The sequence below is a fragment of the Gordonia sp. NPDC003950 genome (genome assembly GCF_053605205.1).
The window spans coordinates 133,717-156,613 of the sequence record NZ_JBSGIT010000008.1; the positions used below are offsets into that span (position 1 = coordinate 133,717).

At 67.3% G+C, this 22,897-nt stretch carries 21 protein-coding genes; 15 read left to right on the top strand and 6 right to left on the bottom strand.

Going from position 1 to position 22,897, the window contains the following annotated elements:
• Positions 1-69: 69 nt before the first annotated feature.
• The 4 genes from ACWETB_RS09255 to ACWETB_RS09270 are packed head-to-tail and all read left to right on the top strand — an operon-like array spanning position 70 to position 2,777.
• The gene (locus ACWETB_RS09255) at positions 70-264 is read left to right on the top strand and encodes a hypothetical protein (RefSeq protein WP_348807897.1); all 195 of its coding nucleotides are present in this window, start codon (positions 70-72) and stop codon (positions 262-264) included.
• A gap of 3 nt (positions 265-267) precedes the next feature.
• On the top strand, positions 268-1,179 hold the full coding sequence (locus ACWETB_RS09260) for a DUF3558 family protein (RefSeq protein WP_452210728.1): 912 nt from the start codon (positions 268-270) through the stop codon (positions 1,177-1,179).
• Complete coding sequence (locus ACWETB_RS09265) at positions 1,176-1,766, top strand: DUF3558 domain-containing protein (protein WP_452210730.1); 591 nt, start codon at positions 1,176-1,178, stop codon at positions 1,764-1,766. The genes ACWETB_RS09260 and ACWETB_RS09265 overlap by 4 nt, the downstream gene beginning before the upstream one ends.
• Before the next feature lie 39 nt (positions 1,767-1,805).
• A complete protein-coding gene (locus ACWETB_RS09270) occupies positions 1,806-2,777 on the top strand; it encodes an SMP-30/gluconolactonase/LRE family protein (protein WP_452210732.1) in 972 nt (323 codons plus the stop codon).
• Here the strand turns inward: ACWETB_RS09270 and ACWETB_RS09275 are convergent.
• Positions 2,752-3,594, bottom strand: coding sequence for an acyl-[acyl-carrier-protein] thioesterase (locus tag ACWETB_RS09275; RefSeq protein ID WP_348807867.1), 843 nt, complete (start codon positions 3,592-3,594; stop codon positions 2,752-2,754). The genes ACWETB_RS09270 and ACWETB_RS09275 overlap by 26 nt on opposite strands.
• A 120-nt stretch (positions 3,595-3,714) precedes the next feature.
• On the opposite strand from ACWETB_RS09275, the gene ACWETB_RS09280 reads away from it, so the two are divergent.
• The 6 genes from ACWETB_RS09280 to ACWETB_RS09305 all read left to right on the top strand — a co-directional run bounded on the left by ACWETB_RS09280 (position 3,715) and on the right by ACWETB_RS09305 (position 13,641).
• Positions 3,715-5,394: an FAD-dependent oxidoreductase gene (locus ACWETB_RS09280; protein WP_452210734.1), complete on the top strand. Its 1,680-nt coding sequence runs from the start codon at positions 3,715-3,717 to the stop codon at positions 5,392-5,394.
• Between the two features lie 28 nt (positions 5,395-5,422).
• Entirely contained in the window at positions 5,423-6,730 is a 1,308-nt protein-coding gene (locus tag ACWETB_RS09285) for a glycosyltransferase family 4 protein (RefSeq protein ID WP_452210736.1), read from the top strand.
• The gene (locus ACWETB_RS09290) at positions 6,724-7,437 is read left to right on the top strand and encodes a class I SAM-dependent methyltransferase (RefSeq protein ID WP_452210738.1); all 714 of its coding nucleotides are present in this window, start codon (positions 6,724-6,726) and stop codon (positions 7,435-7,437) included. The genes ACWETB_RS09285 and ACWETB_RS09290 overlap by 7 nt, the downstream gene beginning before the upstream one ends.
• Positions 7,434-8,471, top strand: a complete 1,038-nt coding sequence (locus tag ACWETB_RS09295; RefSeq protein ID WP_452210740.1) for a prenyltransferase — start codon at positions 7,434-7,436, stop codon at positions 8,469-8,471. Before ACWETB_RS09290 ends, ACWETB_RS09295 begins: the two co-directional genes overlap by 4 nt.
• 328 nt (positions 8,472-8,799) lie before the next feature.
• Positions 8,800-12,714 (top strand): nSTAND1 domain-containing NTPase, encoded by a 3,915-nt coding sequence (locus ACWETB_RS09300; RefSeq protein ID WP_452210742.1) that lies wholly within the window; start codon positions 8,800-8,802, stop codon positions 12,712-12,714.
• 69 nt (positions 12,715-12,783) lie between these two features.
• A complete protein-coding gene (locus tag ACWETB_RS09305) occupies positions 12,784-13,641 on the top strand; it encodes an LLM class F420-dependent oxidoreductase (RefSeq protein WP_452210744.1) in 858 nt (285 codons plus the stop codon).
• A 39-nt stretch (positions 13,642-13,680) separates the two neighbouring features.
• Here ACWETB_RS09305 and ACWETB_RS09310 read toward each other — a convergent pair whose 3' ends face one another.
• Positions 13,681-14,283 carry a TetR/AcrR family transcriptional regulator gene (locus ACWETB_RS09310; RefSeq protein WP_449741360.1) on the bottom strand — a complete coding sequence of 201 codons (603 nt, stop codon included), beginning with the start codon at positions 14,281-14,283 and terminating at the stop codon, positions 13,681-13,683.
• A 100-nt stretch (positions 14,284-14,383) separates the two neighbouring features.
• Between ACWETB_RS09310 and ACWETB_RS09315 the strand changes: the two genes are divergently transcribed.
• From ACWETB_RS09315 to ACWETB_RS09325, 3 genes are read left to right on the top strand one after another with little or no spacing between them, the layout of a single operon-like run.
• Positions 14,384-15,775 (top strand): flavin-containing monooxygenase, encoded by a 1,392-nt coding sequence (locus ACWETB_RS09315; protein ID WP_449741359.1) that lies wholly within the window; start codon positions 14,384-14,386, stop codon positions 15,773-15,775.
• Entirely contained in the window at positions 15,772-16,710 is a 939-nt protein-coding gene (locus ACWETB_RS09320; RefSeq protein ID WP_348806779.1) for an alpha/beta hydrolase, read from the top strand. The genes ACWETB_RS09315 and ACWETB_RS09320 overlap by 4 nt, the downstream gene beginning before the upstream one ends.
• The gene (locus ACWETB_RS09325; protein WP_449741358.1) at positions 16,707-17,462 is read left to right on the top strand and encodes an SDR family NAD(P)-dependent oxidoreductase; all 756 of its coding nucleotides are present in this window, start codon (positions 16,707-16,709) and stop codon (positions 17,460-17,462) included. The genes ACWETB_RS09320 and ACWETB_RS09325 overlap by 4 nt, the downstream gene beginning before the upstream one ends.
• Before the next feature lie 138 nt (positions 17,463-17,600).
• Here ACWETB_RS09325 and ACWETB_RS09330 read toward each other — a convergent pair whose 3' ends face one another.
• Positions 17,601-18,299 (bottom strand): class I SAM-dependent methyltransferase, encoded by a 699-nt coding sequence (locus ACWETB_RS09330; RefSeq protein ID WP_449741357.1) that lies wholly within the window; start codon positions 18,297-18,299, stop codon positions 17,601-17,603.
• 59 nt (positions 18,300-18,358) lie between these two features.
• Between ACWETB_RS09330 and ACWETB_RS09335 the strand changes: the two genes are divergently transcribed.
• Positions 18,359-19,327, top strand: a complete 969-nt coding sequence (locus tag ACWETB_RS09335; protein ID WP_452210747.1) for an NADPH:quinone oxidoreductase family protein — start codon at positions 18,359-18,361, stop codon at positions 19,325-19,327.
• Positions 19,328-19,401: 74 nt separating this feature from the next.
• Complete coding sequence (locus ACWETB_RS09340) at positions 19,402-19,671, top strand: DUF2277 domain-containing protein (RefSeq protein ID WP_449741355.1); 270 nt, start codon at positions 19,402-19,404, stop codon at positions 19,669-19,671.
• 518 nt (positions 19,672-20,189) lie between these two features.
• Here ACWETB_RS09340 and ACWETB_RS09345 read toward each other — a convergent pair.
• Genes ACWETB_RS09345 through ACWETB_RS09355 form a run of 3 tightly spaced genes read right to left on the bottom strand, consistent with a single transcriptional unit; the run spans position 20,190 to position 22,856 of the window.
• A complete protein-coding gene (locus ACWETB_RS09345; protein ID WP_452210750.1) occupies positions 20,190-21,125 on the bottom strand; it encodes an amidohydrolase family protein in 936 nt (311 codons plus the stop codon).
• Between the two features lie 24 nt (positions 21,126-21,149).
• Positions 21,150-22,154, bottom strand: a complete 1,005-nt coding sequence (locus ACWETB_RS09350; RefSeq protein ID WP_449741353.1) for an alcohol dehydrogenase catalytic domain-containing protein — start codon at positions 22,152-22,154, stop codon at positions 21,150-21,152.
• Between the two features lie 42 nt (positions 22,155-22,196).
• Entirely contained in the window at positions 22,197-22,856 is a 660-nt protein-coding gene (locus ACWETB_RS09355; RefSeq protein WP_449741352.1) for a PaaI family thioesterase, read from the bottom strand.
• Positions 22,857-22,897 lie beyond the last annotated feature (41 nt).

Genomic DNA, 22,897 nt, shown 5'->3' on the forward strand with positions numbered 1-22,897 from the left:
TCAGCGTTGGTTACAGTGGATGGGGCACCGGAGTAGCCGCATGGATGCCGACAAGGAGATCCCGATCCCATGGCCATCGACCCGAACAAGAGCAAAGCCGTCAGTCAGGTGGTGCGGCAGCATCCGGTGATGAGTGCGGTCGCGGTGTCGCCGGCCATCGCGATCTTCGCGGTGCTGTGGGTCCTCGGAGCCGAATGGCTCGCCATCATCTTCGCGATCGCGGCGATCGGGGGCGGCTACTACATGCTGACGCGGCAGAAGTAGCGGATGTCGTCCACGCGCGTCGACAGCTGGATCTGGGCAATCAGACTCACCAAGACCCGATCGGCGGCCGGCGCCGCCTGCCGCGGCGGACATGTCCGGGTCAATGGCGTCACCGCGAAACCCGCGCAACACGTGGCCGTCGGCGACCGCGTCGAGGTCCGCCTCAACGGCCGCGACCGCATCGTCGAGGTCACCAAACTCCTCAGCAAACGCGTCTCCGCCCAGCTGGCCGGCGAGTGCTACATCGACCACTCGCCGCCACCCCCGTCGCGGGAGATCATCGCCAGCCAGCCCCGACGCGACCGCGGTGCCGGACGGCCAACCAAGCGGGAACGCCGCGAACTCGACAGATTCCGCAGCGGGCCGGCCATGCTGGCCCTCACGGCAACCGTCGCCGTCGTCACCCTTCTGCTTTCCGGCTGCTCGTCGGGTTCCGACGACGACGCGCCGACCACCCACAATACTCCCGTGGCACCGGGTGTCGCCGGGGCCGGTCCGTTCTTCGGTGCCTGCGGCAACGTCACCACCGAAGAGGTCAATCGCATCACCGGATTCGGGAATCTGGCACTGGTCGTGAACAATCCGTCGGTATGTGAGTGGAGTTCCGGACCCAGTCCGACCGGTCCTGTCGCCTCGTTCAACTGGTACCGCGGATCACCGATCGGCCGCGAACGCGCCACCGAACAACTCTCCCGGGACAGCACCGAAGACATCGACATCAACGGGCACAAGGGTTTCATCGCCTCCGATGCCGGGATCTGTGAGATCGGGATCCAATTCGACGCCGACTTCTTCGAATGGTCGGTCAGTGCCGGTGTCACACGCTCCACCACGGCGACGCCGGTCCCCGACTCCGAGGCCGTGTGCAACGCGGCACGCGAACTGTCGATGATGTCGATCGAGCGTGCGCAATGACCGGCCGCACCGATTCCCGCACCCATTCCCGTCGTCGCCGAACCGCGCTGGTGATCATCCTCGCCGCACTGATCGTCGGCCTCCTCGCGTCGTGCACCCGCAGTGTCGACGGCGAGGCACTTTCGGTGGAGGAGGCACGTTCGTCCGGACAGCAGTCGGGCAACGTCGACACCGACCAATTCGACCAACTCACCCTGGAATGTCAGGTGCTGTCCACCGACCAGGTCGCCAAGGCTGTCGGCGGAAGTGCGGCCGAGGCCATCTTCTTCGGCGCCAACTGCCGATGGTTCGTCGCCGGAGCGGTCACCGCATACGTCACCTTCAACTGGTTCGAGTGGGGAAACCTCAACGTGGAGAAGGACACCGACAAAAAACTCGGCTACACCACCGAAAACATCAAGATCGCCAGCCAGACCGCCTTCACCGCGAGAGACCCCAAACGGCCCGCGGTGTGCGGGGTGACCACCAAGGCGCCGAGTCGTGGCATCTATACCTTCTGGGTCGAGCCCGTCGGTTCCGGCGCCTTCGACGATCCGTGCACCGCGCCGACAAAGCTGATTGAATTGCTGCTCAACGGCGGTCAATGAGGCCGCCACCCCGGTCAGACCGGCAGCGAGGAGAGCGTCATGGCCAGAACACTCCGGACGGCGATGGCCGTCGTCGTCGGCACCGTGATCGCCACCGCAGCAACGGGTCTGACGACAGTGACACCAGATCTGGCGACGGTGGCACGAGCGGACACACCGCAATGCCCCACGGTCTCCACGACAACCGTCATCGACAGCCCGGGACTCGACGGCTGGGCCGAGAATCTCGTCGTGACCGACGACGGTTCGCTGTGGGTGTCACGATCGTTCCGCAACGTCGTCGAACGGTATGACGCGTCGGGTCGGCGGACGGCGTCGGTGTCGCTGAATGCCCCGGGCTCCGTCCGGCAGGGTCAAGACGGCCAACTCTATGTCGCCGCCGGTGATTCGCCGACCGGCATGCTCCCCGGTGCGCCCCGCACCGGGACCGTGGTCCGATACGATCCCCGTGCGCCGCAACCGGTTCCGCAGGTCTTCGCGCGCGGACTCGGGATGCCCAACGGGCTGGCCGTCGGCGCGGACGGAGCGGTGTACGTCGCCGACGGCGCACTCGGCCTGCTGCGGCTGCGTCCCGACGGGCAAGTGGACGAGGCGTGGTCGCGCACCGCACCGCAGAATCTGTCACCGTCGACAACGGTCAACGGATCCGGGATCAACGGCGTGACCTTTCTCGGCGACGATCTCTACGTGACCATGACGGTCAGCGCCACCGGCCGCGTGCTCCGGGTGCCCGTCGACGATCCGGCCGCCACCGTCACGGCGGCCGATCTCACCGCACCGGCACCGGGATTCCTCGACGACCTCGTCGCGATCGACGACTCGACGCTGGCCGTCGCATCGACCACCGGACAGGTTCACCTGGTGAATATCGATACGGGACAAGCGTGTTCGATCACCGTCGGCGTACCCGTCACAGCTCTTGCCACCGACCCGGCACACCCCGGAACCCTTCTGGCCGCGAGCGAGACCGGTCAGATCATCCGGCTCAGTCCGCGTTCGGGCGGCGCGTGACCGACACCGACGCCGCGACCTGCAGATCGTCCGGTGCCGCGTCGCCGGACGGCGTCATCAACCACATCAGTAGCTGATCGGGTTCGCGCACCCGGCGCACGGTGATCGGGGTGCCGGGCACGATCGGTCGCAGGTACTCCACGATCAGGCGGTGCGGGCCGTCGATCAGGTCGCCGTGATCGAGCAACTCGTCCTCGACGGCGGCGAGGTAGGCCGCATTGTTCAGGTGTTTGAACGGATCGAAATCGGTGCTGCGCAACACGTGGACGCGATCGGGCAGTTCCAGCACCTCGGGGTTGGGGGCCTTCTCCGGATTCATGGACTTCCACCGCAGCCGATGCTCGTCGGTCATCGCGGACAGCATCTCGAAGGCGTTGTCGGTCAACCGGGACGGCATGCCCTGGTCGTTGACGTTGATCCAGAACGCCTCGGTCTCGATCAGCCCGGGCTCACGCGCGTCCGGGTTGAAGCGGTTGGTCTCGTGGTCGGCGGTGAGCCGGACCCGCATGTTGGTCCACCGCGTCGACAGGGCGCCGCACCAGCGCTGCGCGCTGACCGCGGCCGGCCAGGAGAACGGGCGGATGACGTCGATGATGGTGCGGCGCACGATCCAGAACGGGTCGGTGTCGCCGAAGTCGGTGGCCTCGATGTTGTCGTTGGCGACGTCCTGCAGGTAGCGGGCCACCGCGTCGAGTCGTACCCGCATGTCCTGATCGACGTCGCCGGTACGTACCCGGTAGTCGACCTCGAAGTACCGGGCACCGTCCTTGCGGTCGGAGAGGGGGGCCAGAATGTCCGGTTCCGAAACGGTGCTCACTCCACTCCTCGTGGCTCGCCTGTTGTGTGAGACTTAAGATACAGTCACTGGAAAAACTAGAACGCGTTCTAGGTCAAAACGAGAACATGTTCTAGTCGACTTGAGGCAAGGAAACCGCAGATGGCGCATGTGATCACTCGACCGTGTTGCAACGATGCATCGTGCGTGAGTGTGTGTCCGGTGAACTGCATTCACCCGACGCCGGACGAGCCGGAGTTCTTCACCGCCGAGATGCTCTTCATCGATCCCGAGACCTGCATCGACTGCGGGGCGTGCATCGACGAATGTCCGGTCGAGGCGATCATCCCGGACGATCAGCTCTCCGAACGCGACGAGCCGTACCTGCAGATCAACGCCGACTACTACAACGATCACGACGTCGAGGGCGGGCTGGTACCGCCCAAGAAGTCGCCGCAACTACCCGACAAGCCACTGCACGTGGCGATCGTCGGCGCCGGCCCGGCCGCGTTCTACGCCGCCGAGGGACTCGTCCGCAAACAGCAGGTCAGCGTCGACATGTTCGACCGGCTGCCCACGCCGTACGGTCTGGTCCGCGCGGGTGTCGCACCCGATCACGCGGCCACCAAGGGCGTCGAGGCGGGATTCGCCACCGTCGCCGCCAAGAAGAACTTCAGCTACTTCCTCAACGTCGAGGTCGGCAAACACATCACCCAGGACGAACTCGCCGAGCGCTATCACGCGGTCATCTACGCGGTCGGCGCGCCGACCGACAAACGACTCGGCGTCGAGGGGGAGGACCTGCCGAACTCGTTGCCCGCCACCGAGTTCGTGGCCTGGTACAACGGGCACCCCGACTACGTGAACCTGTCCGTCGACCTGTCGGCGGAGCGCGCGGTCGTCGTCGGCAACGGCAACGTCGCCCTGGACGTGGCGCGCATCCTCGTCAGTGATCCCGACGAGCTTGCCGGCACCGACATCGCCGACCACGCGCTGGCCGCGTTGCGGGACTCGAAGATCACCGAGGTCGTGCTGTTGGCCCGCCGCGGTGTCGCGCAGGCCGCGTACACCAACAGCGAGTTCCTGGCCCTCGGCGATGTGGACGGCGTCGACGTCGTCATCGATCCCGACGAACTCGTCCTCGACCCGGCCACCGAGTCCGCCTACGACGACGGCACCCTGGATTCGACGATCACCACCAAGATCCGGCTGGCCCGTGAGTTCGCCGAACGCCCGGCCACCCCCGGCAACCGGCGCATCGTGTTCCGCTTCCTCGCCTCACCGGTCGCGATCACCGGTAGCGGCGGCGTCGAGACACTGACGTGTGTGCGCAACACCTACGCCGACGCGACCGGGCCGAGTGTTGCGGTCACGCCGACCGGCGAGAGGTTCGACATCGACGCCGGGCTGGTCCTGCGGGCGATCGGATATCGTGGCGTACCGGTCACCGACCTGCCGTTCGACGAGGGGCGCGGGGTGGTCCCCAATGCCGCGGGCCGGGTGCAGGCCACCGCCGACGGCGACGTCATCAGCGGGTTGTACGTCGCCGGCTGGATCAAGCGCGGTGCCACCGGCGGCATCGGGCGCAACCGCCTGTGCGGTCAGGAAACGGCCGAGTCGGTGATCGCCGACTTCGTCGCCGGAACGCTGCCGGAGCCGACCGTCTCCCGCGATGGAGTCGCCGACCTGGTGGCCGACCGCGGTGCACACCGCATCGATCTCGACGGGTGGAAGCGCATCGACCAGGCAGAACGCACCGCCGGTAAGACCGGAGGCCGTCGACGTGTGAAGCTTGTGGATATCACTGCGCTGGAAGCAGCGGCGCAGTCCGAACCGGCCTGACGGCTCGAGAGAAACGGGGACCAGATCAGTGCGCGTCGCATTGTTGTCGTATCGCAGCAAGCCGCATTGCGGGGGCCAGGGAGTGTACGTCCGGCATCTGAGCCGTGAACTCGCGCTTCTCGGGCACGAGGTGGAGATCTTCTCCGGGCAGCCCTATCCCGAACTGGATCAGGTGGCGATCGACGCGGGCGTGACCCTCACCAAGGTGCCCAGCCTCGGTCTGTACGACGAGCCGGACCCGTTCCGGACGCCGCGACCCGGCGAGTACCGCGACTGGATCGACGCCCTCGAGGTCTCCTCGATGTGGACGGCCAGCTTCGGCGAGCCGCTCACCTTCTCCCTGCGGGTGGCGCGACTGCTCGCCGACCGCCGCGACGACTTCGACATCGTCCACGACAACCAGTGCCTCGGGTACGGGCTGTTGCAGATCCAGAAGGCCGGCTTCCCGCTGATCGCGACGATCCATCACCCCATCACCCGCGACCGCACCCTCGCGGTCAAGGCGGCCAAGGGCTGGCGCAAGATCACCGCGTGGCGGTGGCATTCGTTCCTGCGGATGCAGGGCCGGGTGTCGCGTCGGATTCCGGAGTTGCTGACCGTCTCACGCAGCAGCGAGGTCGACATCCGCAAGGCGTTCGACATCCCGTCCGGCCGCATCACCACCATTCCGCTGGGCGTCGACACCGAGGTGTTCCGTCCCGGCGCGGCCCGCGAGCCGGGCCGAATCGTGTGCGTGGCCAGCGCCGACGCCCCACTCAAGGGCGTGTCCTATCTGTTGGAGGCCGTCGCGAAGCTCGCCGCCGAACGGGACGTGCAGCTCACCCTGGTCTCCAAACTGGACCCGAACGGTCCGTCGGCACGACTCATCGACGAACTCGCGATCGGTGATCGCGTCGAACTGGTCTCGGGACTCTCCGATGAGGAGATGGCGCACCTGATGGCGTCGGCGGAGGTGGCCGCGGTGCCGTCGCTGTACGAAGGGTTCTCGTTGCCGGCCGTCGAGGCGATGGGCTGTGGCACCCCGCTGGTGGCCACCCGCGCCGGGGCGATCCCCGAGGTCGTCGGCACCGACGGTACCGCGGCCCGGCTGGTCCGGCCCCGCGACTCCGGCGCATTGGCGCAGGCCATCGCGACGTTGCTCGACGACGCCGACCTGCGTGCCCGGATGGGTGCGGCCGGGCGCGCCCGCGTGGAGGAACGCTACAGCTGGGCGGCCGTCGCCGCCCAGACCGCCGAGCATTACCGCACGGTCCTTGATCGTGTGGCACGAGAGAAGACGTCCGGGCAGACAACGACATCCGGGCAGGGAACGACAGAGGAGACGAGTGCGTGCTGACAGTTGACTTCGACCGGCTGGGTGTGGGTCCGCAGACCAAGGCGATCGACATCGGGGCGGGACAGGGCAGGCATTCGTTTGAGATGTTCCGGCGCGGAGCCGACGTCATCGCCTTTGACATGTCCGAGTCGGATATGTCCGACGTCGGCGAGATGTTCGACGCCATGATGGCCGAGGGACACGTGCCCGCCGAGGCGAAGGCGCGTGCCGAGGTCGGCGATGCGTTGCGGCTGCCGTACGCCGACAACACCTTCGACGTCGTGCTGATGTCGGAAATTCTCGAGCACATCCCGTCCGACGAGGCGGCCATCGCCGAGATGGTGCGGGTGCTTCGTCCGGGTGGGCTGGCCGCGGTCACCGTGCCGCGGTACTGGCCGGAGAAGGTGTGCTGGGCGCTCTCGGATGAGTACCACGAGGTCGAGGGCGGCCACGTCCGCATCTACAAGGCCTCCGAGCTCGCCGGCAAGCTGACCGCCGCCGGCCTCGAGGTCACCGGCACCGACCACGCGCACGCCCTGCACGCCCCGTACTGGTGGCTCAAGTGCGCCGTCGGCGTCGAGAACGACAACAACCCGCTGGTCAAGGGTTACCACCAGCTGCTGGTGTGGGACATGATGAGCAAGCCGTGGCTGACCCGGGTGGGTGAGCAGGTCCTCAATCCCGTCATCGGCAAGTCCGTCGCCCTGTATTTGCGCAAGCCGGAATGAGGCGCATACCTGCCATCGCAGGTGTGCTGACCGCCGAGCAGGTCGTCGCTACCGGCGCCGCCATCGTCGGCATGCAGGAGGATTCGGGGGCGTTGCCGTGGTTTCCCGGTGGCAAGACCGACCCATGGGATCACATCGAATCGGCGATGGCACTGACGGTCACCGGGTTCCACGCCGAGGCCGAGGCCGCCTACGACTGGTCGCGGCGACATCAGCGCCCCGACGGGTCGTGGCCGATCACCACGGTCAGCGGTGAGGTCACCGACCCGGGCATCGACTCCAACTTCTGCGCCTACATCGCGGTCGGGGTGTGGCATCACCACGTCATCACCGGCGACGATGCCTTCCTGGAACGCATGTGGCCGACGGTGTGGTCGGCGATCAACCTGGTGTGCAAGTTCCAGCGGCCCGACGGCGCGTTCCGGTGGGGTGGCGATCACCGCACCCACGCGATGTTCGACGAGGCGCTCCTCACCGGCAACGCCAGCATCTATCAGTCCCTCGACGCGGCGATCCGCATCGCCGCCGCCGTCGGGCAACCCGACGTGGAGTGGGTGGCCGCCTTCGACAAACTCGGTGACGCGTTCCGCAACCGCATCGAGGTCTTCGAGGACCCGTCGGAGCATTCGATGGACTGGTACTACCCGGTGCTCGGCGGCGCGATCCGCGGGCAGGCCGGCCAGGAGCTGATCGCCCGTCGGTGGGAGGAGTTCGTCGTCGACGGCCAGGGCTGCCGCTGCGTCGATCACCGGCCGTGGGTGACCGGAGCGGAAACCTCCGAACTCGCGCTGGCGCTCGACGCGCTCGGTGACACCGGCGACGCGATCGCGTTGATCGCGGCGATCCAGCATCTGCGCGACCCCGACGGTTCGTACTGGACGGGTCTGGTCTACGCCGACGGCAAACGGTGGCCGGTGGAGAAGAGTTGTTGGACATCGGCTGCGGTGGTCCTCGCCGCAGATGCGGTGAGCCGATGCTCGGCGGCCAACGGCATCTTCCGCGACGTCGGTGATCGGCTGCCCGCGCGGCGCTGATCGCTCTCAATGGCTGATTGCACCTATATGAATGCGCTCTCGCCGCCGTCCCCGCACGACGACGAGAGCGCATCCCCCGACACTCCGCCCGATGGCCGATCGCTTCCGGGGAGTGACTCAAGTCAACGCCACCGGCGGATGTCCGTGCCAATCCGGATCCGGAAATCGGGACATAGCCGCAGCTAGAGTGTCCGGACGAGTTTTCCGGACCGGAAAAAGTCACGTCTGGTGTGGAGTAGATGATCCACTCCGATTTGTCCCAGTGGAACACGGTTCGTACATTCGTGACCAGAAACGCGGTCGGGGGTCGCCGCGACGGGGAGGATTCATGACGACGCGCCGAGCGGATGCGCCTGCGGCCGATGCGCCCGCACGGTTCGGTGCGCATCTGCTCGCGTTGTTCGCCTCGGCCGGATCCCCAACGCTCGCGTCGACCGTCAGCGGTGCGGCGCGGCTGTCGCCGGGACGTGCCGAGGTGACGGTGCAACGCCTGTCCGACTGGCGTCGCGGACGCCATCTGCCGGCCAGTTTCGAAACCCTCGAGCCCGTACTCGCCTGGCTGATCCTGCAGGCGCAGTCGAAGGGTGCCGACGCCCCGGGGCTGGTTGAGTGGCAGCGGTGGTGGTCGGCCGCGCGCAGCACCCGCGCCACCGACCGGACGCCCCAACCGGCGCCCGATATCCCGACCCCGGTGCCCTATCGCGGTCTGGACGTCATGACTGCGGCCGACTCGGCGGTCTTCTTCGGACGCGAACGGGTACTCGACGAACTCGTCGGACTCGTCGACGCGGCCGCCGCCCACGCCGACCGGACCCCGGCGGTGGTCATCGTCACCGGGGTGTCCGGGGCGGGGAAATCGTCGCTGCTGCGCGCCGGCATCGCGCGGATCGCCGTGCGGCCGGAACACCGATGGTCGGTGCGGGTTCGCCTGGCGGTCGCCCTCACCGATGAAAACGACGAGACCGGACACTCCGACGCCGGTGCGGGCACCCCGGGTGGCGAGGAGACCGATACCGGGCACGCGGACGCGGATCGTCTGACGATCCACGTCGTCGATCAGATCGAACAGGTCCTCGTCGGCGAGTCCCGGCACAGCACGCGGGTGCAGCGACTCATCGACGCGCTCACCGAGCTGGCATCGACACCCGGGCACGTGGTCGTCGTGGGTGCGCGTGCCGACATGTACGAACGGTGTTCGACGATCGAGCCGCTCGCCACGGCGTGGCAACGGCGATCCATCGTGGTCCCGCCGCTGACCGACAAGGAACTCGAAGAGGTCATCGCCGGACCGGCCCGACTGTCGGGGATCCGCGTCGATAAGGGACTGGCGCCGACGATCCTGTCCGACCTCCGTGGCCTCGGTGGGCTCGGCGGTCAACGCGGACCTGTCGAGGACCGGGCCGGGCAGTTACCGCTGGTCGCACACGTGCTCGCGGAGATGTGGTCGGCCCGCGGCGGCGGCATGCTGACCGTCGCCGGATATCACGCCGCCGGTGGGGTAGCCTCGGCCATCTCCGACACCGCGGAGAATACGTGGCAGGCATTCGACCCCGCGCAACAGCGGATCGCCGAACGACTGCTGCGGTCGCTGATCCACATCTCCGACGGTGTCACCGCCCGCCGTCCCCGCACACTGGCCGAACTGACCGCGGGGGAGACCGACCGCGCGGCCACCGTCGCCGTCATCGAGGCACTCGCCGAGTCACGGCTGATCACCGTCTCCGACCAGCAGGTGCAGATCATCCACGATGTGGTGCTCACCGCGTGGCCACGGCTCGACGATCTCATCGAACGCACCCGGGAGATCGCGCCGGTCCTCGAGCGCGTCGACGCCGATGCGGCCGAATGGGACCGGCAGGGCCGTGAGACGTCGTTGCTCTACAACCCGAACCGCTATGCGTGGGCGTCGCCGGTGCTCGACGACCCGATCGCCCCGACGCTCACCCGCGACTACCTCGCGGCATCGCAACGCAACATCGACAGCCAGCGTCGACGCCGGCGATGGGGTATCGCCGCGGTCGCCCTGCTCGCGGTGATCTCGGTGGTCGCGGCGATCATCGCGATCGTCTCCAACGCCGCCCTGGCCCGGGAGAGCAAAGACGCGAAGTTCTCGGCGTTGCTGTCGACGGCCGGGCGCCTGGCACAGACCGACCCCGGCCTGGCCGCGCACCTCGCGGTCGGCGCGTGGCGGATCCGGCCCGACGATCCGCTCGCGCAGATGCGGGTGCTGCAGACCCAGCAGCTGCCACTGCCCTCGCCCGCACAGGCGGCACACGCCGGATCGATCTACGACATGATGGCCAATCCGTCGAAATCGTTGCTGGCCACGGCGAGTTACGACAAGACGGTCCGGCTGTGGGCGGCCGGCGATCCGAGCCGGGTCAGCGCCGCGTCACCGCCGATGGGCGGGTACAGCTCCTTCGTCACCTCGGTGGACTTCGCGCCCCAGGGTGATCGGCTCGCCTCCGCCGACGGTGACGGTCACATCACCGTGTGGGACATCGGCGACGTCGCGCGGCCGCGTCGGATCTCGGAGCTGGATTCGCCGTTCGGGTCGGGGACGTCCTACATCCTGCGATACAACCGGGCCGGCACGCTGCTCGCCACCACCCACGACAACGGGGTGGTGACCCTGTGGGACACCACCGCTCCCGGCGGGTATCGCGCGATCTCCGCGGTCCGCGGTTTCGACGGCCCGGTCCGGACGGTCGCGATCAGTGATGTCGCACCGATCATGGTCGTCGGGTCCGACGACGGCACCATCGGCGTCGTCGACATCAGCAACCCGAGCACCCCGGAGCTGATCGCACGGATCCGCGACGGGGTGGACAGCGGATGGCATTCGGTGGCGGTGTCTCCCGACGGTCGGCTCGTGGCCGCCGGGCGCGACGACGGTGAGGTGGCGATCTGGAGCATCGCCAACCCGCGCGCGCCGGCCGAATTGCGTCGGGTGCGTGCCCACGATGCCGCGATCTGGTCGGTGAGCTTCGCCGACGACGGACGATCACTGGTGTCGGCGGGCCTCGACGGTACCGCCAAACGCTGGGACGTCAGCACCGACGGCAACGCCGGATCGCCCAATCTGCTCACCGCCCTCGGCGTTCCGATGCGCACCACCGGCGGGGCGTTCTTCACCGCGCTGGAATTACGCCCGCACGTCGTGCTCACCGCGGGCGGTGCGGGAACCGTGCAGTCGTGGGACATCCCGTCCTCACCCACTCCTGCTCATACCCTGCCGATCACGCGGACCTCGGTCAGCGCCGACGGAAAGATCCTGGCCACCAGCGGCGCCGACCAGAAGGTGTTGCTCTGGGATCTGAGCACCGGCACCCCCACCGAACTGTCCCAGATCCGGCGACCACTGCGTCCCAGCGGCGGGTACGTCGCGGCCTTCAACCGGACCGGCACCGTCCTGGCGACCGCATTCACCAATGGTGGCGAGGTCGAGTTGTACGACATCTCCGACCCGCGAAGTCCGCAGCAGACCGCGACCCTGCGCCTGGACACCAGACACGCCTTCCCCCTGGCGTTCTCGCCGTCGACGGGCATGTTGGTGACCGGCAGCGATGACAACTCCCTGCAGCTGTGGGATGTGTCGAATCCGCGGGCACCCACCGAGATCGGGCCCCCCGTCGCCGCGGCGGAGGGCTTCGTCGAGGATGTCGACTTCAGTCCGGACGGTTCGAGTCTCGCCGTCGCCGACGCCCGCCACCGCATCACGCGCTGGGACGTCAGCGACCCCGACAATCCGACAGAGGTGCAGGTGGTCACGTCGCCGCGGGGTGCGGTGAACGCGGTCGAGTTCAGTCCGGACGGCAAGTACCTGTACGCCGGTGACGACGATCAGAAAATCTCGGTCATCGACGTCGGATCGAATTCGATGGCGCGTGTGTCGGTGCCGGCGGGCGTGCGGGTGAGTTCACTGTCGATCGCGAGTGACGGCAAGACCCTCGTGGTCGGCGGTACCCAGACCATCCAGCTGTGGAACATCAGCGATCCGGTCGCGCCGAGGCCGATCGCGCCCGATGAGTCGATCACCTCGGAATCGGTCTATGTGCGTGAGCCGACGATCGACCCGCAGAACACCATCTACGCCGGTGGCAGCTCCGACCTGCAATGGTGGACGATCGACGTGGAGGCCGTCGCCGACCGCGTGTGTACCGCCGAGGGCGGCATCGGCCGGCAGACATGGGATGCCTTCGCCGAGGGCGTCGACTACGTCGACGTGTGTCCCGGCAACTGACGGGACTCGACCGCGGAAAACTGCAACAGGTTCTAGACAGGTGTCCAGCAGGCTGTCTATCCTGAGCGCATGGAATTCGGGATCGTTCAGTTCACCAGTGACCGCGGACTTGCGCCGCAGGTCCTCGCCCCACTGATCGAGGAGGCCGGCTTCGCGTCGTACTTCGTGCCCGAGCACGGGCACATCCCGACCCGTCGAGACGCCGCGCATCCCCAGACCGGCGACGCGACGCTGCCTGACGACCGCTACATGCGCACCCTCGATCCGTGGACGACGCTGGCCGCCGCTGCCGCGGTGACCGAACGCATCCGGCTGGCCACCGCAGTCGCATTGCCGGTGCAATCCGACCCGATCACCCTGGCCAAGACGCTCGCCACCCTCGACCACATCTCCGGCGGCCGGGTCACCCTCGGCGTCGGTTTCGGGTGGAACCTCGACGAATTGGCCGATCACCACGTCCCGCCCAAGCGTCGCCGCACGATGCTGCGCGAGTACCTCGAGGCGATGCGCGCCCTGTGGACCGACGAAGAGGCCGAATACCACGGCGAATTCGTCGATTTCGGCCCCAGCTGGGCATGGCCAAAACCGCCCCAGGGGGCATTGCCCACGCTCGTCGGTGCCGCTGGCAACGAGAAGAACTTCACGTGGATCGCCCGCAGTGCCGACGGCTGGATCACCACCCCCGGCGAGGCCGACATCGAAGGCTCGGTGGCACTGCTGCACCAGATCTGGTCCGACGCCGGCCGCAGCGGCGATCCCGAGATTGTGGTCCTCGACTTCAAGCCGATCCCCGAGAAGCTGGAGAAGTGGCGCGAGATCGGAGTCACCACAGTGCTTTACGGCCTCCCCGACGACACCGTCGAACGCGCGTCCGGCTACCTGGCCAAGCTGGCCGGAAAGCTGGGATTGGCTCCGGCGCCGGTGTAACCCGGCTGCGCTGACAAGGTTGGGTCGACTGCTGGGAGCTCACAGTTCCGGCGCGACCCGCAGGCCGGGCATGACGAATCGGTCGATCTGGCGCCGCACCGATACGGGGTCGTCGGCGTCGACGGTGGCGCCGGGGGTGGTGCCGATGCTGATCAGGATGCGGGCGACCCATTCGGAGACCTCGTCGGGATCGTGGGCGGCGTGCACCTCCCGTCTTTCGATGGCGGCCTCCACAAACGGCTTCCAGAACAGGGCGAGGTCGGGGACGAGGGCGGTCACACCCGCTCCGGCGCAAGCGGCGAACTCGTCCGGCTCGTCGGTGCGCAGGCGCAGCAGCAGTGTCCCCGGGTCGTCGTAGGCGCCGCGCCCGATGCGGACCCCGGCGGTGAGTTGTCCGGCGAAGGTGCCCAGTTCGTCGAGTTCGGTTCGTGCGTCGGTCCAGAATGATTCGGTGAGCCGGACGATCGCGGCGCCCACCATCGCCTGCTTGTCCGCAAAGTGGCGGTACAGCCACGCCCGTGACACTCCGGCGAGGTCGGCGACCTGCTGCACCGTGGTCCCCCGGATTCCGCGTTCGGCGAGCATTTTCTCGGTCGCGTCGAGAAGCCGATCGGTGACCGAGGTCGTCGGGGCGGGAGTCATGCCACCAGACTCTAGTAGACAGTTCTGTGAAACTGTGTACTTCACCCACCCTGGTGCGGTAGACAGATCTGGAGATCTGTCAACAACCCTAGGGGGTCCCATGCGTGTTGCCACCCCACGCACTGCCATCATCGGCGCCGGAATCAGCGGACTGACCGCTGGAAAGATGCTGTCGGACTACGGCGTCGACTACACCTGCTTCGAATCGTCCGATCGGATCGGCGGGAACTGGGCATTCGGCAATCCCAACGGTCACTCCAGTGCCTACCGATCGCTGCACATCGACACGTCGAAACATCAACTCTCCTTCCGGGATTTCCCGATGCCTGCGGACTATCCGGACTTCCCGCACCACACCCAGATCAAGCAGTACCTCGACGACTACGCCGACGCATTCGGATTGCTGGACAACATCGAATTCGAGAACGGGATCACCCACGCGCGGCGGCTCGACGGAGGTGGATGGGAACTCCAGACGCAGAGCGGGACGACCCGCCCATTCGATCTGCTCGTCGTGGCGAACGGCCACCACTGGGATCCGCGCTACCCCGACTTCCCCGGCGAGTTCGCCGGGATCACCATGCACGCACATCACTACATCGATCCGCGGACCCCACATGACTTCTCCGGCAAGCGGATTCTGGTCGTCGGCCTGGGTAACAGCGCCGCCGACATCGCGGTGGAGTTGTCGTCGAAGGCCCTCGACAACGAGTTGACCTTGTCCACCCGCTCGGGTGCATGGATCGTACCCAAGTACTTTGCCGGGCAGCCTGCGGACAAGTACTACCGCATGAGTCCGCACATCCCTTCTTCGTGGCAACGCAAGTTCATGCAGGTGATGCAGCCACTGACCGCCGGGCATCCCGAGGACTACGGCTTGCCGACGCCGAACCACAAGTTCTTCGAGGCGCATCCCACGCAGTCGGTCGAGCTGCCGCTCCGACTCGGTTCCGGCGACATCACCGCCAAGCCCAACATCGATCGATTCGACGGCGACACAGTGTATTTCGAGGACGGGTCATCGCGCGACTTCGATATCATCATCTATGCCACGGGATACAACATCACCTTTCCGTTCTTCGATCGGGACTTCCTGAGCGCTCCGGACAACCGCATCGACCTGTACAAGCGGATGTTCGCGCCGGGTATCGACGATGCGGTCTTCATCGGCTTCGCGCAGGCCACACCGACGCTATTTCCGTTCGTGGAGTGTCAGACCCGGTTGCTCGGGGCGTACGCGGTCGGGCAGTACCGGCTGCCGCCGGAGGATGAGATGAGGCGGGTGATCGACGACGATACGCACTTCTATACCGGCCACATGCTCGACCGGCCGCGGCATACCCAGCAACTCGACCACTACCTGTACGAACACAACATGAGGACCAAGGAGATTCCGCAGGGCCGGGAGCGTGCACAACGCCGTGGTCCCCAGCGCTGGGCGAATGTGGCCGAGAGCGCCGCCCACGATGACGTCCTACAGGAGGCACGATGACGACGATCGACACCCGCCGCGACGTCGAGTTCATCTCGGACGGAACACGATGTGCCGCATGGCTCTTCCCGGCGCCGGAGACTTCGCCGTTCCGTACCGACTCAGGTGTTCCCGTCGTCGTGATGGCCCACGGATTCTGTGGCACCAAGGATTCCGGGCTCGAACCGTACGCCCGGGCGTTGGCCGATGCCGGCCTCGCGGTCTTCGCCTTCGACTACCGCCACTTCGGCTTGTCGGAAGGTCAACCACGCCAACGGGTGTCGATGTCCGGTCAGGTCGCCGACTATCACGCCGCGATCGACGCGGTCGCCACCCAGCCGGGGGTCGACGGCGGTCGGGTGATTCTGTGGGGACTGTCGCAATCCGGCGGGCACGTCCTCATCGTCGCCGCCGAACGCGCCCGCCGCGGCGATGACGATGTCGCAGCCGTGATCTCGATGGTTCCGATGGTCAGTGGTATCGCGGCCGGTGCTCACCACTACCCACAGGTGGGTGCGGCGTCGATGCTGCGAACGACCGGAGTCGGGATCGCAAGTGCGTTGGGCGCCAAGCTCGGTCGTGATCCGGTGATGATGCCGGTGGTCGGCAGGCCGGGGGAGCGGGCCGCGCTCACCTCCGACGGCTATCTCGAGGACTACCAGAGGATCGCCGGACCGTCGTGGCGTAACGAGGTCGACGCCTCCATCGGGCTGGAACTCGGCAACTACCGCGCCGACAAGCACGCCGCCGACGTCGCGGCTCCGGTGCTGATGCAGATCGCCGACTTCGACCGTGGCGCACCACCATACGCGGCGGCCAAGGCAGGATTCGCCGCGCGCGCCGAGCTCCGTCACTATCCCTGCGATCACTTCGGCATCTTCGCCGACGTGGACGACTCCTGGTTCGACACCGCGGTGACACACCAGATCGGCTTCCTGGAAAGGCATCTCGGATGAGCGCGGCGCTGGTCATCGGCGGGGCGTCAGGAATCGGGCGGGCCACCGCGACGCGCCTGCACGAGGTGGGGCATCGGGTGATCGTCGCCGACATCAACGGCGACGCCGCGCAGCTCGCCGCGGAGGAACTCGGTGGCGAGAGTACCGCCATCCGCCTCGACGTCTCCGACGAAGACTCTGTCGCAAAGGGTTTCGAGGATGCCGACGATCTCGCCGTGGTGGTGAACTGTGCCGGCCTGTCCATGCCCGGCGCACTCGTCGATCTGGAACTCGACCACTGGCGAACCACCGTCGACGTCTGTCTCACCGGAACCTTTCTGGTGCTCAAACACGCCGGCCGGAACATCGTCGACGGCGGCTCGATCATCTGCGTCGCCTCGCTCAACGGCCGCCAACCCGGCGCGGGAATGGGTGCCTACTGTGCGGCGAAGGCCGGGGTCTTGATGCTCATCGAGGTGGCCGCGCTGGAACTGGCCGAACGCGGGGTGCGCGTCAATGCCGTCTCCCCGGGTCTGGTGGACACACCGCTCACCGCCGGAATCGCCTACGTGCCCGGCCTCACTGAGGAGTACCTGGACAACACGCCGCTCGGGCGGGCCGGCACCCCCGACGACATCGCGCAGACCATCGCCTTCCTCGCCTCGGACGCGTCGACGTGGATGACCGGCGCCGCCGTCGATCTCAACGGCGGCGCACACCTCCAGCGCTACCCGGACGTGCTCGGCAAGGTGCGGGCGCTGGCGGAAGGTTGACCGAGGCCTGAGAGTCCGGCCCACCGCTGGTCGAGTAGGCCCGAGGGACGAGGGCCGTATCGAGGCCACCCCGGTGAAGCGGACAGCCCTGCCTCACCGAGACATCCGGGGTCCGCACTGTCGTGTCAGAGTGCCCGTCTATCCGCGGGGCAGGGGCTCCCCGACGACACCGGAGTCCCGACGCAGCACGCGTAGCGATCCCTCCACCCGCACCTCGGTGAACTGCCCGGTCGCCAAGGCCTGGCAATAGATCTCATACGGTGGCCGGCCGCCGTCGGCGGGATCGGGAAACACGTCGTGGATCAGCAGGGCCCCACCGACGCGCACCCAGGGCGCCCAGCCGTCGAGGTCGTTCTGTGCGGCCTCCATCGAGTGGCCGCCGTCGATGAAGACGAAGTCGACGGGCTTGCCCCACGCCCGGGCGGCGACGGTCGACGGCGCGAGCATCCCGATCACTGTCTGCTCGAGGCCCGCGTCGAACATCGTCCGGCGAAAGCGTGCGGAGGTGTCCAGCGTGCCCGCATGCGGGTCGACGAGCGACTCGTCGTGATACTCCCAGCCCGGCTGATGCTCCTCGGATCCGCGGTGATGGTCGACGGTGACGATGACCGCGCCGGCGGCTTCGGCGGCCGACCCCAGGAACACCGTCGACTTACCGCAGTAGGTGCCGATCTCCACCCCCACCTTGGTCGAATCAGACTGTGCCAGATACTCTCCGGCGATCTCGAACAATGTCTGCGCCTCGTCGAGCGGCATGAATCCGGGGGCCTCGTCGGCCACCCGGATGCGATCGGGCGAGGGGGCGGAAAGCGGCTGCGGGGCCGACGGTGCGGTCATGGCACTGATCGTAACCGTTCCCTACCGAGCGATTGTTCTCCCCGCGTAGTGTGGCTGCCATGAAAGCTCAGGTACTCACCGCAGAGAACGGTCCGTCAGCTCTCGAACTCACCGACGTCGCCGACCCGGCACCCGCCGATGGCCAGGTGCTCGTCGACATCAAATCGTGCGGGATCTGCTTCCCCGACCTGCTGATGAGCCAGGGCAAGTACCAGTTGCGCATACCCACCCCGTTCACCCCGGGCACCGAGGTCGCCGGAGTGGTGCGCAGTGCACCCGAGGAGTCGTCGGTGAAGGCCGGCGACAAGGTCCTCGTCGCGTCCGTCGTGGGTGGGTTCGCCGAACAGGTCGTCGCCGCTCCCGAGCAACTCCTGCCGCTGCCCGAGGGTCTGAGCTTCGATCAGGGTGCCGCGATGGGCATCAACTACCAGACCGCGCTCTTCGCGCTGAAGGTTCGCGCGCAGACCGCACCCGGCGAGGTGGTGGGCGTGCTCGGCGCCGCCGGTGGCGTCGGCACCGCGTCGATCATGGTGGCAAAGGCCATGGGCGCCAAGGTGATAGCCATCGTGCACCGCAAGGGAGCCGAGGAATTACTGCGGGGCGCCGGCGCCGACGAGATCGTGCAACTCGAGGAAGGCTGGGGTGCCAAGCTCAAGGAGATCGCACCCGAGGGCGTCGACGTGATGATCGATCCGTCCGGCGGCGATGTCTTCGACGAGGCGCTGCGCCAGGTCTCCCCCGACGGCCGGTACGTGGTGATCGGGTTCGCCGCCGGCGGCATCCCCACCGTCAAACTCAACCGCGTCCTCTTCCGCAACATCGCCGTCGTCGGCGCGGCGTGGGGCGAGTACGTCCGCACCCACCCCGGCGTCCCGGAACTACTGCACGACGAGCTCACTGAGATGATCGCGGCGGGTATGAGTCCGCAGGTCAACACCACCTACACCCTCGATCAACTCCCCGAGGCGTTGACGGATCTGGCGCAGGGGCGGATCCTGGGCAAAGCGGTCGTCCACATCGCCGACTGAGCCCGCTCTCCTCGCTGGTCCGAGTGGTCCACGAGCGAAGCGAGGAGACGTATCGAGACCCCCGAGGAGTGCCCATGTGCCGCAACATCACCGAATTGCGCGGGTTGGAACCACCGGCCACCCACGACGAGATCGAGGCGGCCGCGCGTCAGTACGTGCGCAAGGTCAGCGGCATCCGGGCTCCCTCGGCGGCGAATGCGGAGATCTTCGAGGCGACGGTGACCGCCGTCGCCGCGGCCACCCGGGAACTGCTCGCCGAACTACCCGAGCGGCGGCAGCCGCCGAAGACGGTGCCGCCGCTACGTCGTCCTGAGGTGCAGGCGCGGATCGCGGCGCGCGGCTGACGCGCGTCGACGACGAACCTCTGTGCGGACTTCGGAGCCGAGTCGACCGGCAGGCAACTGCTGATCAGGCGTCCGGCCATCACGTCGTCCAACGGCGTGCCGATAGGTCGCCGCGACTGCAACAGCACCGATTCGGCGAACGACCACGCGTTCCGCGGCGCGTCGTACCCCGGCGCGTCCCGCGCTTGCGAGGTCGAACCAATGGTCAGGGACGTTCTCGCCCGGCCGCAGCTCGCCCACGTCCAACAGATACTCCAAGGTGCGGTCCCGGCTGCGGGTGATCGTCTGAAATGCCTGCGGCACATCGTCATACGCCAGGCCGTTGGGCAATGGGTGCTTCTCATCCCACCAGGCATCCCGGCGGTACATGCTCGGCACCCGCCGTCGTAGCCGGTCCAGGGCGGAGTACTGAGATGGCGCGCGAGTGGCCATGTTTGTCGCTGGAGGAAGGTGACACGGGCCTCAGGCCGGCCGAACCCCGTCGTCAAGAATTGCGGAGCGAGGCGGGATCGGCCCCCTCACGCGCCGATCCCGAACACCTTCGCGGCGTTCTGGTAGAGCACCCCGCGCACCCATTCGTCGCCGAGGTCGAGTCGGATGACGGCCTCGAGGGCGTGGGTGTAGGTGTAGGGAATGTTCGGGAAGTCGCTGCCGAACAGAATCTTCGAGCCGATGTCACGCAGCCTGGGGCGCAGGTCCGGCGGGTACGGTGCATCTTCTTCGGAGAAGTCGGTGAACGACATCGTGGTGTCGAGCCGAACGTTCTCGTATTGCTCTGCCAGGTGCAGGAATTCGGGGTACTCCGGTGTCCCCATGTGGGCGACGATCAGTGGTAGCGACGGAAAGCGTTTCAGCAGAGCGGCAATGGGTTCCGGACCGGTGAATCGTCCTGGTGCCGGGCCACTTCCGCAGTGGATGATCACCGGCACCTGAGAGTCGGCCAGCTGCGACCACACTCCGTAGAGCAGTGGATCGAGGGCGGAGAAGTCGCCGACCTGGATGTGGCACTTGAACACTCGTGCGCCCGCGGCGATTGCCTTCGAGACATATCCGGTGGCCGACTCCTCGGGATAGAACGTCGCGGTGTGCAGGCAGTCGGGGTGATGGGTGGCGAAGTCGGCGGCCCACCCGTTGAGCCACTCCGCCATATTTGGTTTGTGCGGGTATACCAGCGACGAGTACGCACGCACCCCGAAGGACTGCAGCGTCGCCACCCGTACGTCCTCGTCGGCGCGGTAGGTGATCGGCCACTCCCGCCCGATGAGCGGTCCGGCGGAGTCGAAGTAGGCCCAGACCTTGTCCATCACCGATCGCGGCATGAAGTGGGTGTGGACGTCGATCAGGCCGGGCAGCCCCAATCCCTGCCAGACCGCGCGTATCTGTTCGATCTCGGAGTCGCTGAACGGTGCCGGAGGATCGGGGATCGGCCGATCGGGGTGAACGTCGCTGTCCATGAGTCGACGCTACCGCGCGTCGACTCAGGGCCGAATCAGAACCTTGCGTTCCTTCTTGGGTGCACTGAGCGTCGCAAAGATCTCGGTGAGGTCGTCGAGTCCCGCGGTGCGACTGACGAACAAACCCGGATCGATCGAACCATTCATGACCGACGTTGCAGCCGTGACGAATTCGTTCTTGGTGTAGTAGGAGACGAAGTGCATCGACACCTCTTTGACCACGGCCGCGACCGGCATAAACTCATCCGGCGTCAGGCACACCCCGGCGACGACGATCCGCCCGCCGGGTGCGACGTACTCCAGTGCGGTGGCGATGATGCCGGGCTTGCCGACACATTCGATCACCACGTCGAAGGGTTCGAACGCCGACACCGCGTCGGGAGTGGTGGTCGACGTGGCGCCGAGGTCGGAGGCGGCGACGAGACGTTCGGGTACCGGATCGCTGCAGACGATCTCGCCGGCACACGACCGCGACAACCAGGCCAACGCGGCCAAACCCACCGGTCCCGCGCCGATCACCAGCACCCGATCGCCGGGCGTGATGGATGCGCGGGTCACCGCATGCAAGCCGACCGCCAGTGGCTCGGTGAGCGCTGCATCGCCCAGGCCTGCTTCAACCCCCGCCACCTCGCGCGCCCCGGGCAGCCGATCCAGTCGTACGCTCTCGGCCGCCCCGACCAGCACGAACTCCGCCAAGGACCCGGCGAGGACGCCCAGACCGAGAGTTCGCGCCGCCGGGCACCGGGCGACGTCTCCGACGAGGCAGGCGCGGCAGGAGCGACAACCGATCACCGGCATCGACGCCACCGGAGCACCCAACCAGTCGGTCAGCCCCGGTCCGGTGGCCACCACCTCGCCCGCGAACTCGTGACCCATGATCGTGCCGTCGGGGAGAAACGGCGCCGTCGAGAGATCCGATCCGCAGATGCCGGTCGCGGCCACCCGGAGCACCAGTTCGCCGACACCCGGTTCCGGATCGGCGACGTCATCGACCTGGAAGGTTCCGTTGGAGATCACCGCGGCGCGCATCGTTCAGCTCTCCTTGTCCAAGATCACCGCGGCGCGCATCGTTCAGTGCCCCTCGTCGACGTACTTGTCGGCTCTTCGCGGCATCTGCCCCGACCAGTCCCGGGGTTCGATGAACACGCCCTCGGCCTCCACGGTCACGCCGTCGGCGTCGGAGAGAGTGCCGCGGACGATCTTCTTGCGGCCGTCACGGGCGACGATGGACGCGCATGCTGTCAGCGTGCCGAGGGGCGTGGGGCGCAGGTAGCGCACCGTGATGGTGCCGGTGTAGCAGGGCACGTTGTCGAGGCTGGCGCCCTCGCCGAGCACGTGATCGAGGATCATCGCGCACACACCGCCGTGAACGTGATGGTCCGGGCCCTCGTAGGCCGCGCCGAGGGCGAACTCCGCCGACACTTCGTTGTCATGGAACCGGGTGCGCAGCGGTGGCGCTATCGCGTTGCGGACACCGATGACGGCGTTACCCCACGGCATTCCGATGAAGTCGGGGGTGTAACGCACGCCGTACGGGCCGTCGATCTGTTCGGCCCGCAACATCGCCACGACCTCGTCGATCCGTCGACGCGCCTCGCCGATCACCTCGTCGGGAACCTCGGTGCGGATGGCGGCATCGATGAGTTCGCGGACCGACTCGGTCAACGGCTCGTAGACGCCGCGGCGGCGGGCGATCTCGGCATCGGAGATGTCCTCGAGGGTGAACTGCATGGGGCCGCTCCCGGAGGTGTGCGAGTGAGACGAACTGGCAA

What these genes read in the sequence shown, in the direction of transcription:
- ACWETB_RS09255 (WP_348807897.1), top strand. Translation starts at nt 70, where the DNA reads ATGGCCATCGACCCGAACAAGAGCAAAGCCGTCAGTCAGGTGGTGCGG.
- ACWETB_RS09260 (WP_452210728.1), top strand. Translation starts at nt 268, where the DNA reads ATGTCGTCCACGCGCGTCGACAGCTGGATCTGGGCAATCAGACTCACC.
- ACWETB_RS09265 (WP_452210730.1), top strand. Translation starts at nt 1,176, where the DNA reads ATGACCGGCCGCACCGATTCCCGCACCCATTCCCGTCGTCGCCGAACC.
- ACWETB_RS09270 (WP_452210732.1), top strand. Translation starts at nt 1,806, where the DNA reads ATGGCCAGAACACTCCGGACGGCGATGGCCGTCGTCGTCGGCACCGTG.
- ACWETB_RS09280 (WP_452210734.1), top strand. Translation starts at nt 3,715, where the DNA reads ATGGCGCATGTGATCACTCGACCGTGTTGCAACGATGCATCGTGCGTG.
- ACWETB_RS09295 (WP_452210740.1), top strand. Translation starts at nt 7,434, where the DNA reads ATGAGGCGCATACCTGCCATCGCAGGTGTGCTGACCGCCGAGCAGGTC.
- ACWETB_RS09300 (WP_452210742.1), top strand. Translation starts at nt 8,800, where the DNA reads ATGACGACGCGCCGAGCGGATGCGCCTGCGGCCGATGCGCCCGCACGG.
- ACWETB_RS09305 (WP_452210744.1), top strand. Translation starts at nt 12,784, where the DNA reads ATGGAATTCGGGATCGTTCAGTTCACCAGTGACCGCGGACTTGCGCCG.
- ACWETB_RS09310 (WP_449741360.1), bottom strand. Translation starts at nt 14,283, where the DNA reads ATGACTCCCGCCCCGACGACCTCGGTCACCGATCGGCTTCTCGACGCG.
- ACWETB_RS09315 (WP_449741359.1), top strand. Translation starts at nt 14,384, where the DNA reads ATGCGTGTTGCCACCCCACGCACTGCCATCATCGGCGCCGGAATCAGC.
- ACWETB_RS09320 (WP_348806779.1), top strand. Translation starts at nt 15,772, where the DNA reads ATGACGACGATCGACACCCGCCGCGACGTCGAGTTCATCTCGGACGGA.
- ACWETB_RS09325 (WP_449741358.1), top strand. Translation starts at nt 16,707, where the DNA reads ATGAGCGCGGCGCTGGTCATCGGCGGGGCGTCAGGAATCGGGCGGGCC.
- ACWETB_RS09330 (WP_449741357.1), bottom strand. Translation starts at nt 18,299, where the DNA reads ATGACCGCACCGTCGGCCCCGCAGCCGCTTTCCGCCCCCTCGCCCGAT.
- ACWETB_RS09335 (WP_452210747.1), top strand. Translation starts at nt 18,359, where the DNA reads ATGAAAGCTCAGGTACTCACCGCAGAGAACGGTCCGTCAGCTCTCGAA.
- ACWETB_RS09340 (WP_449741355.1), top strand. Translation starts at nt 19,402, where the DNA reads ATGTGCCGCAACATCACCGAATTGCGCGGGTTGGAACCACCGGCCACC.
- ACWETB_RS09345 (WP_452210750.1), bottom strand. Translation starts at nt 21,125, where the DNA reads ATGGACAGCGACGTTCACCCCGATCGGCCGATCCCCGATCCTCCGGCA.
- ACWETB_RS09350 (WP_449741353.1), bottom strand. Translation starts at nt 22,154, where the DNA reads ATGCGCGCCGCGGTGATCTCCAACGGAACCTTCCAGGTCGATGACGTC.
- ACWETB_RS09355 (WP_449741352.1), bottom strand. Translation starts at nt 22,856, where the DNA reads ATGCAGTTCACCCTCGAGGACATCTCCGATGCCGAGATCGCCCGCCGC.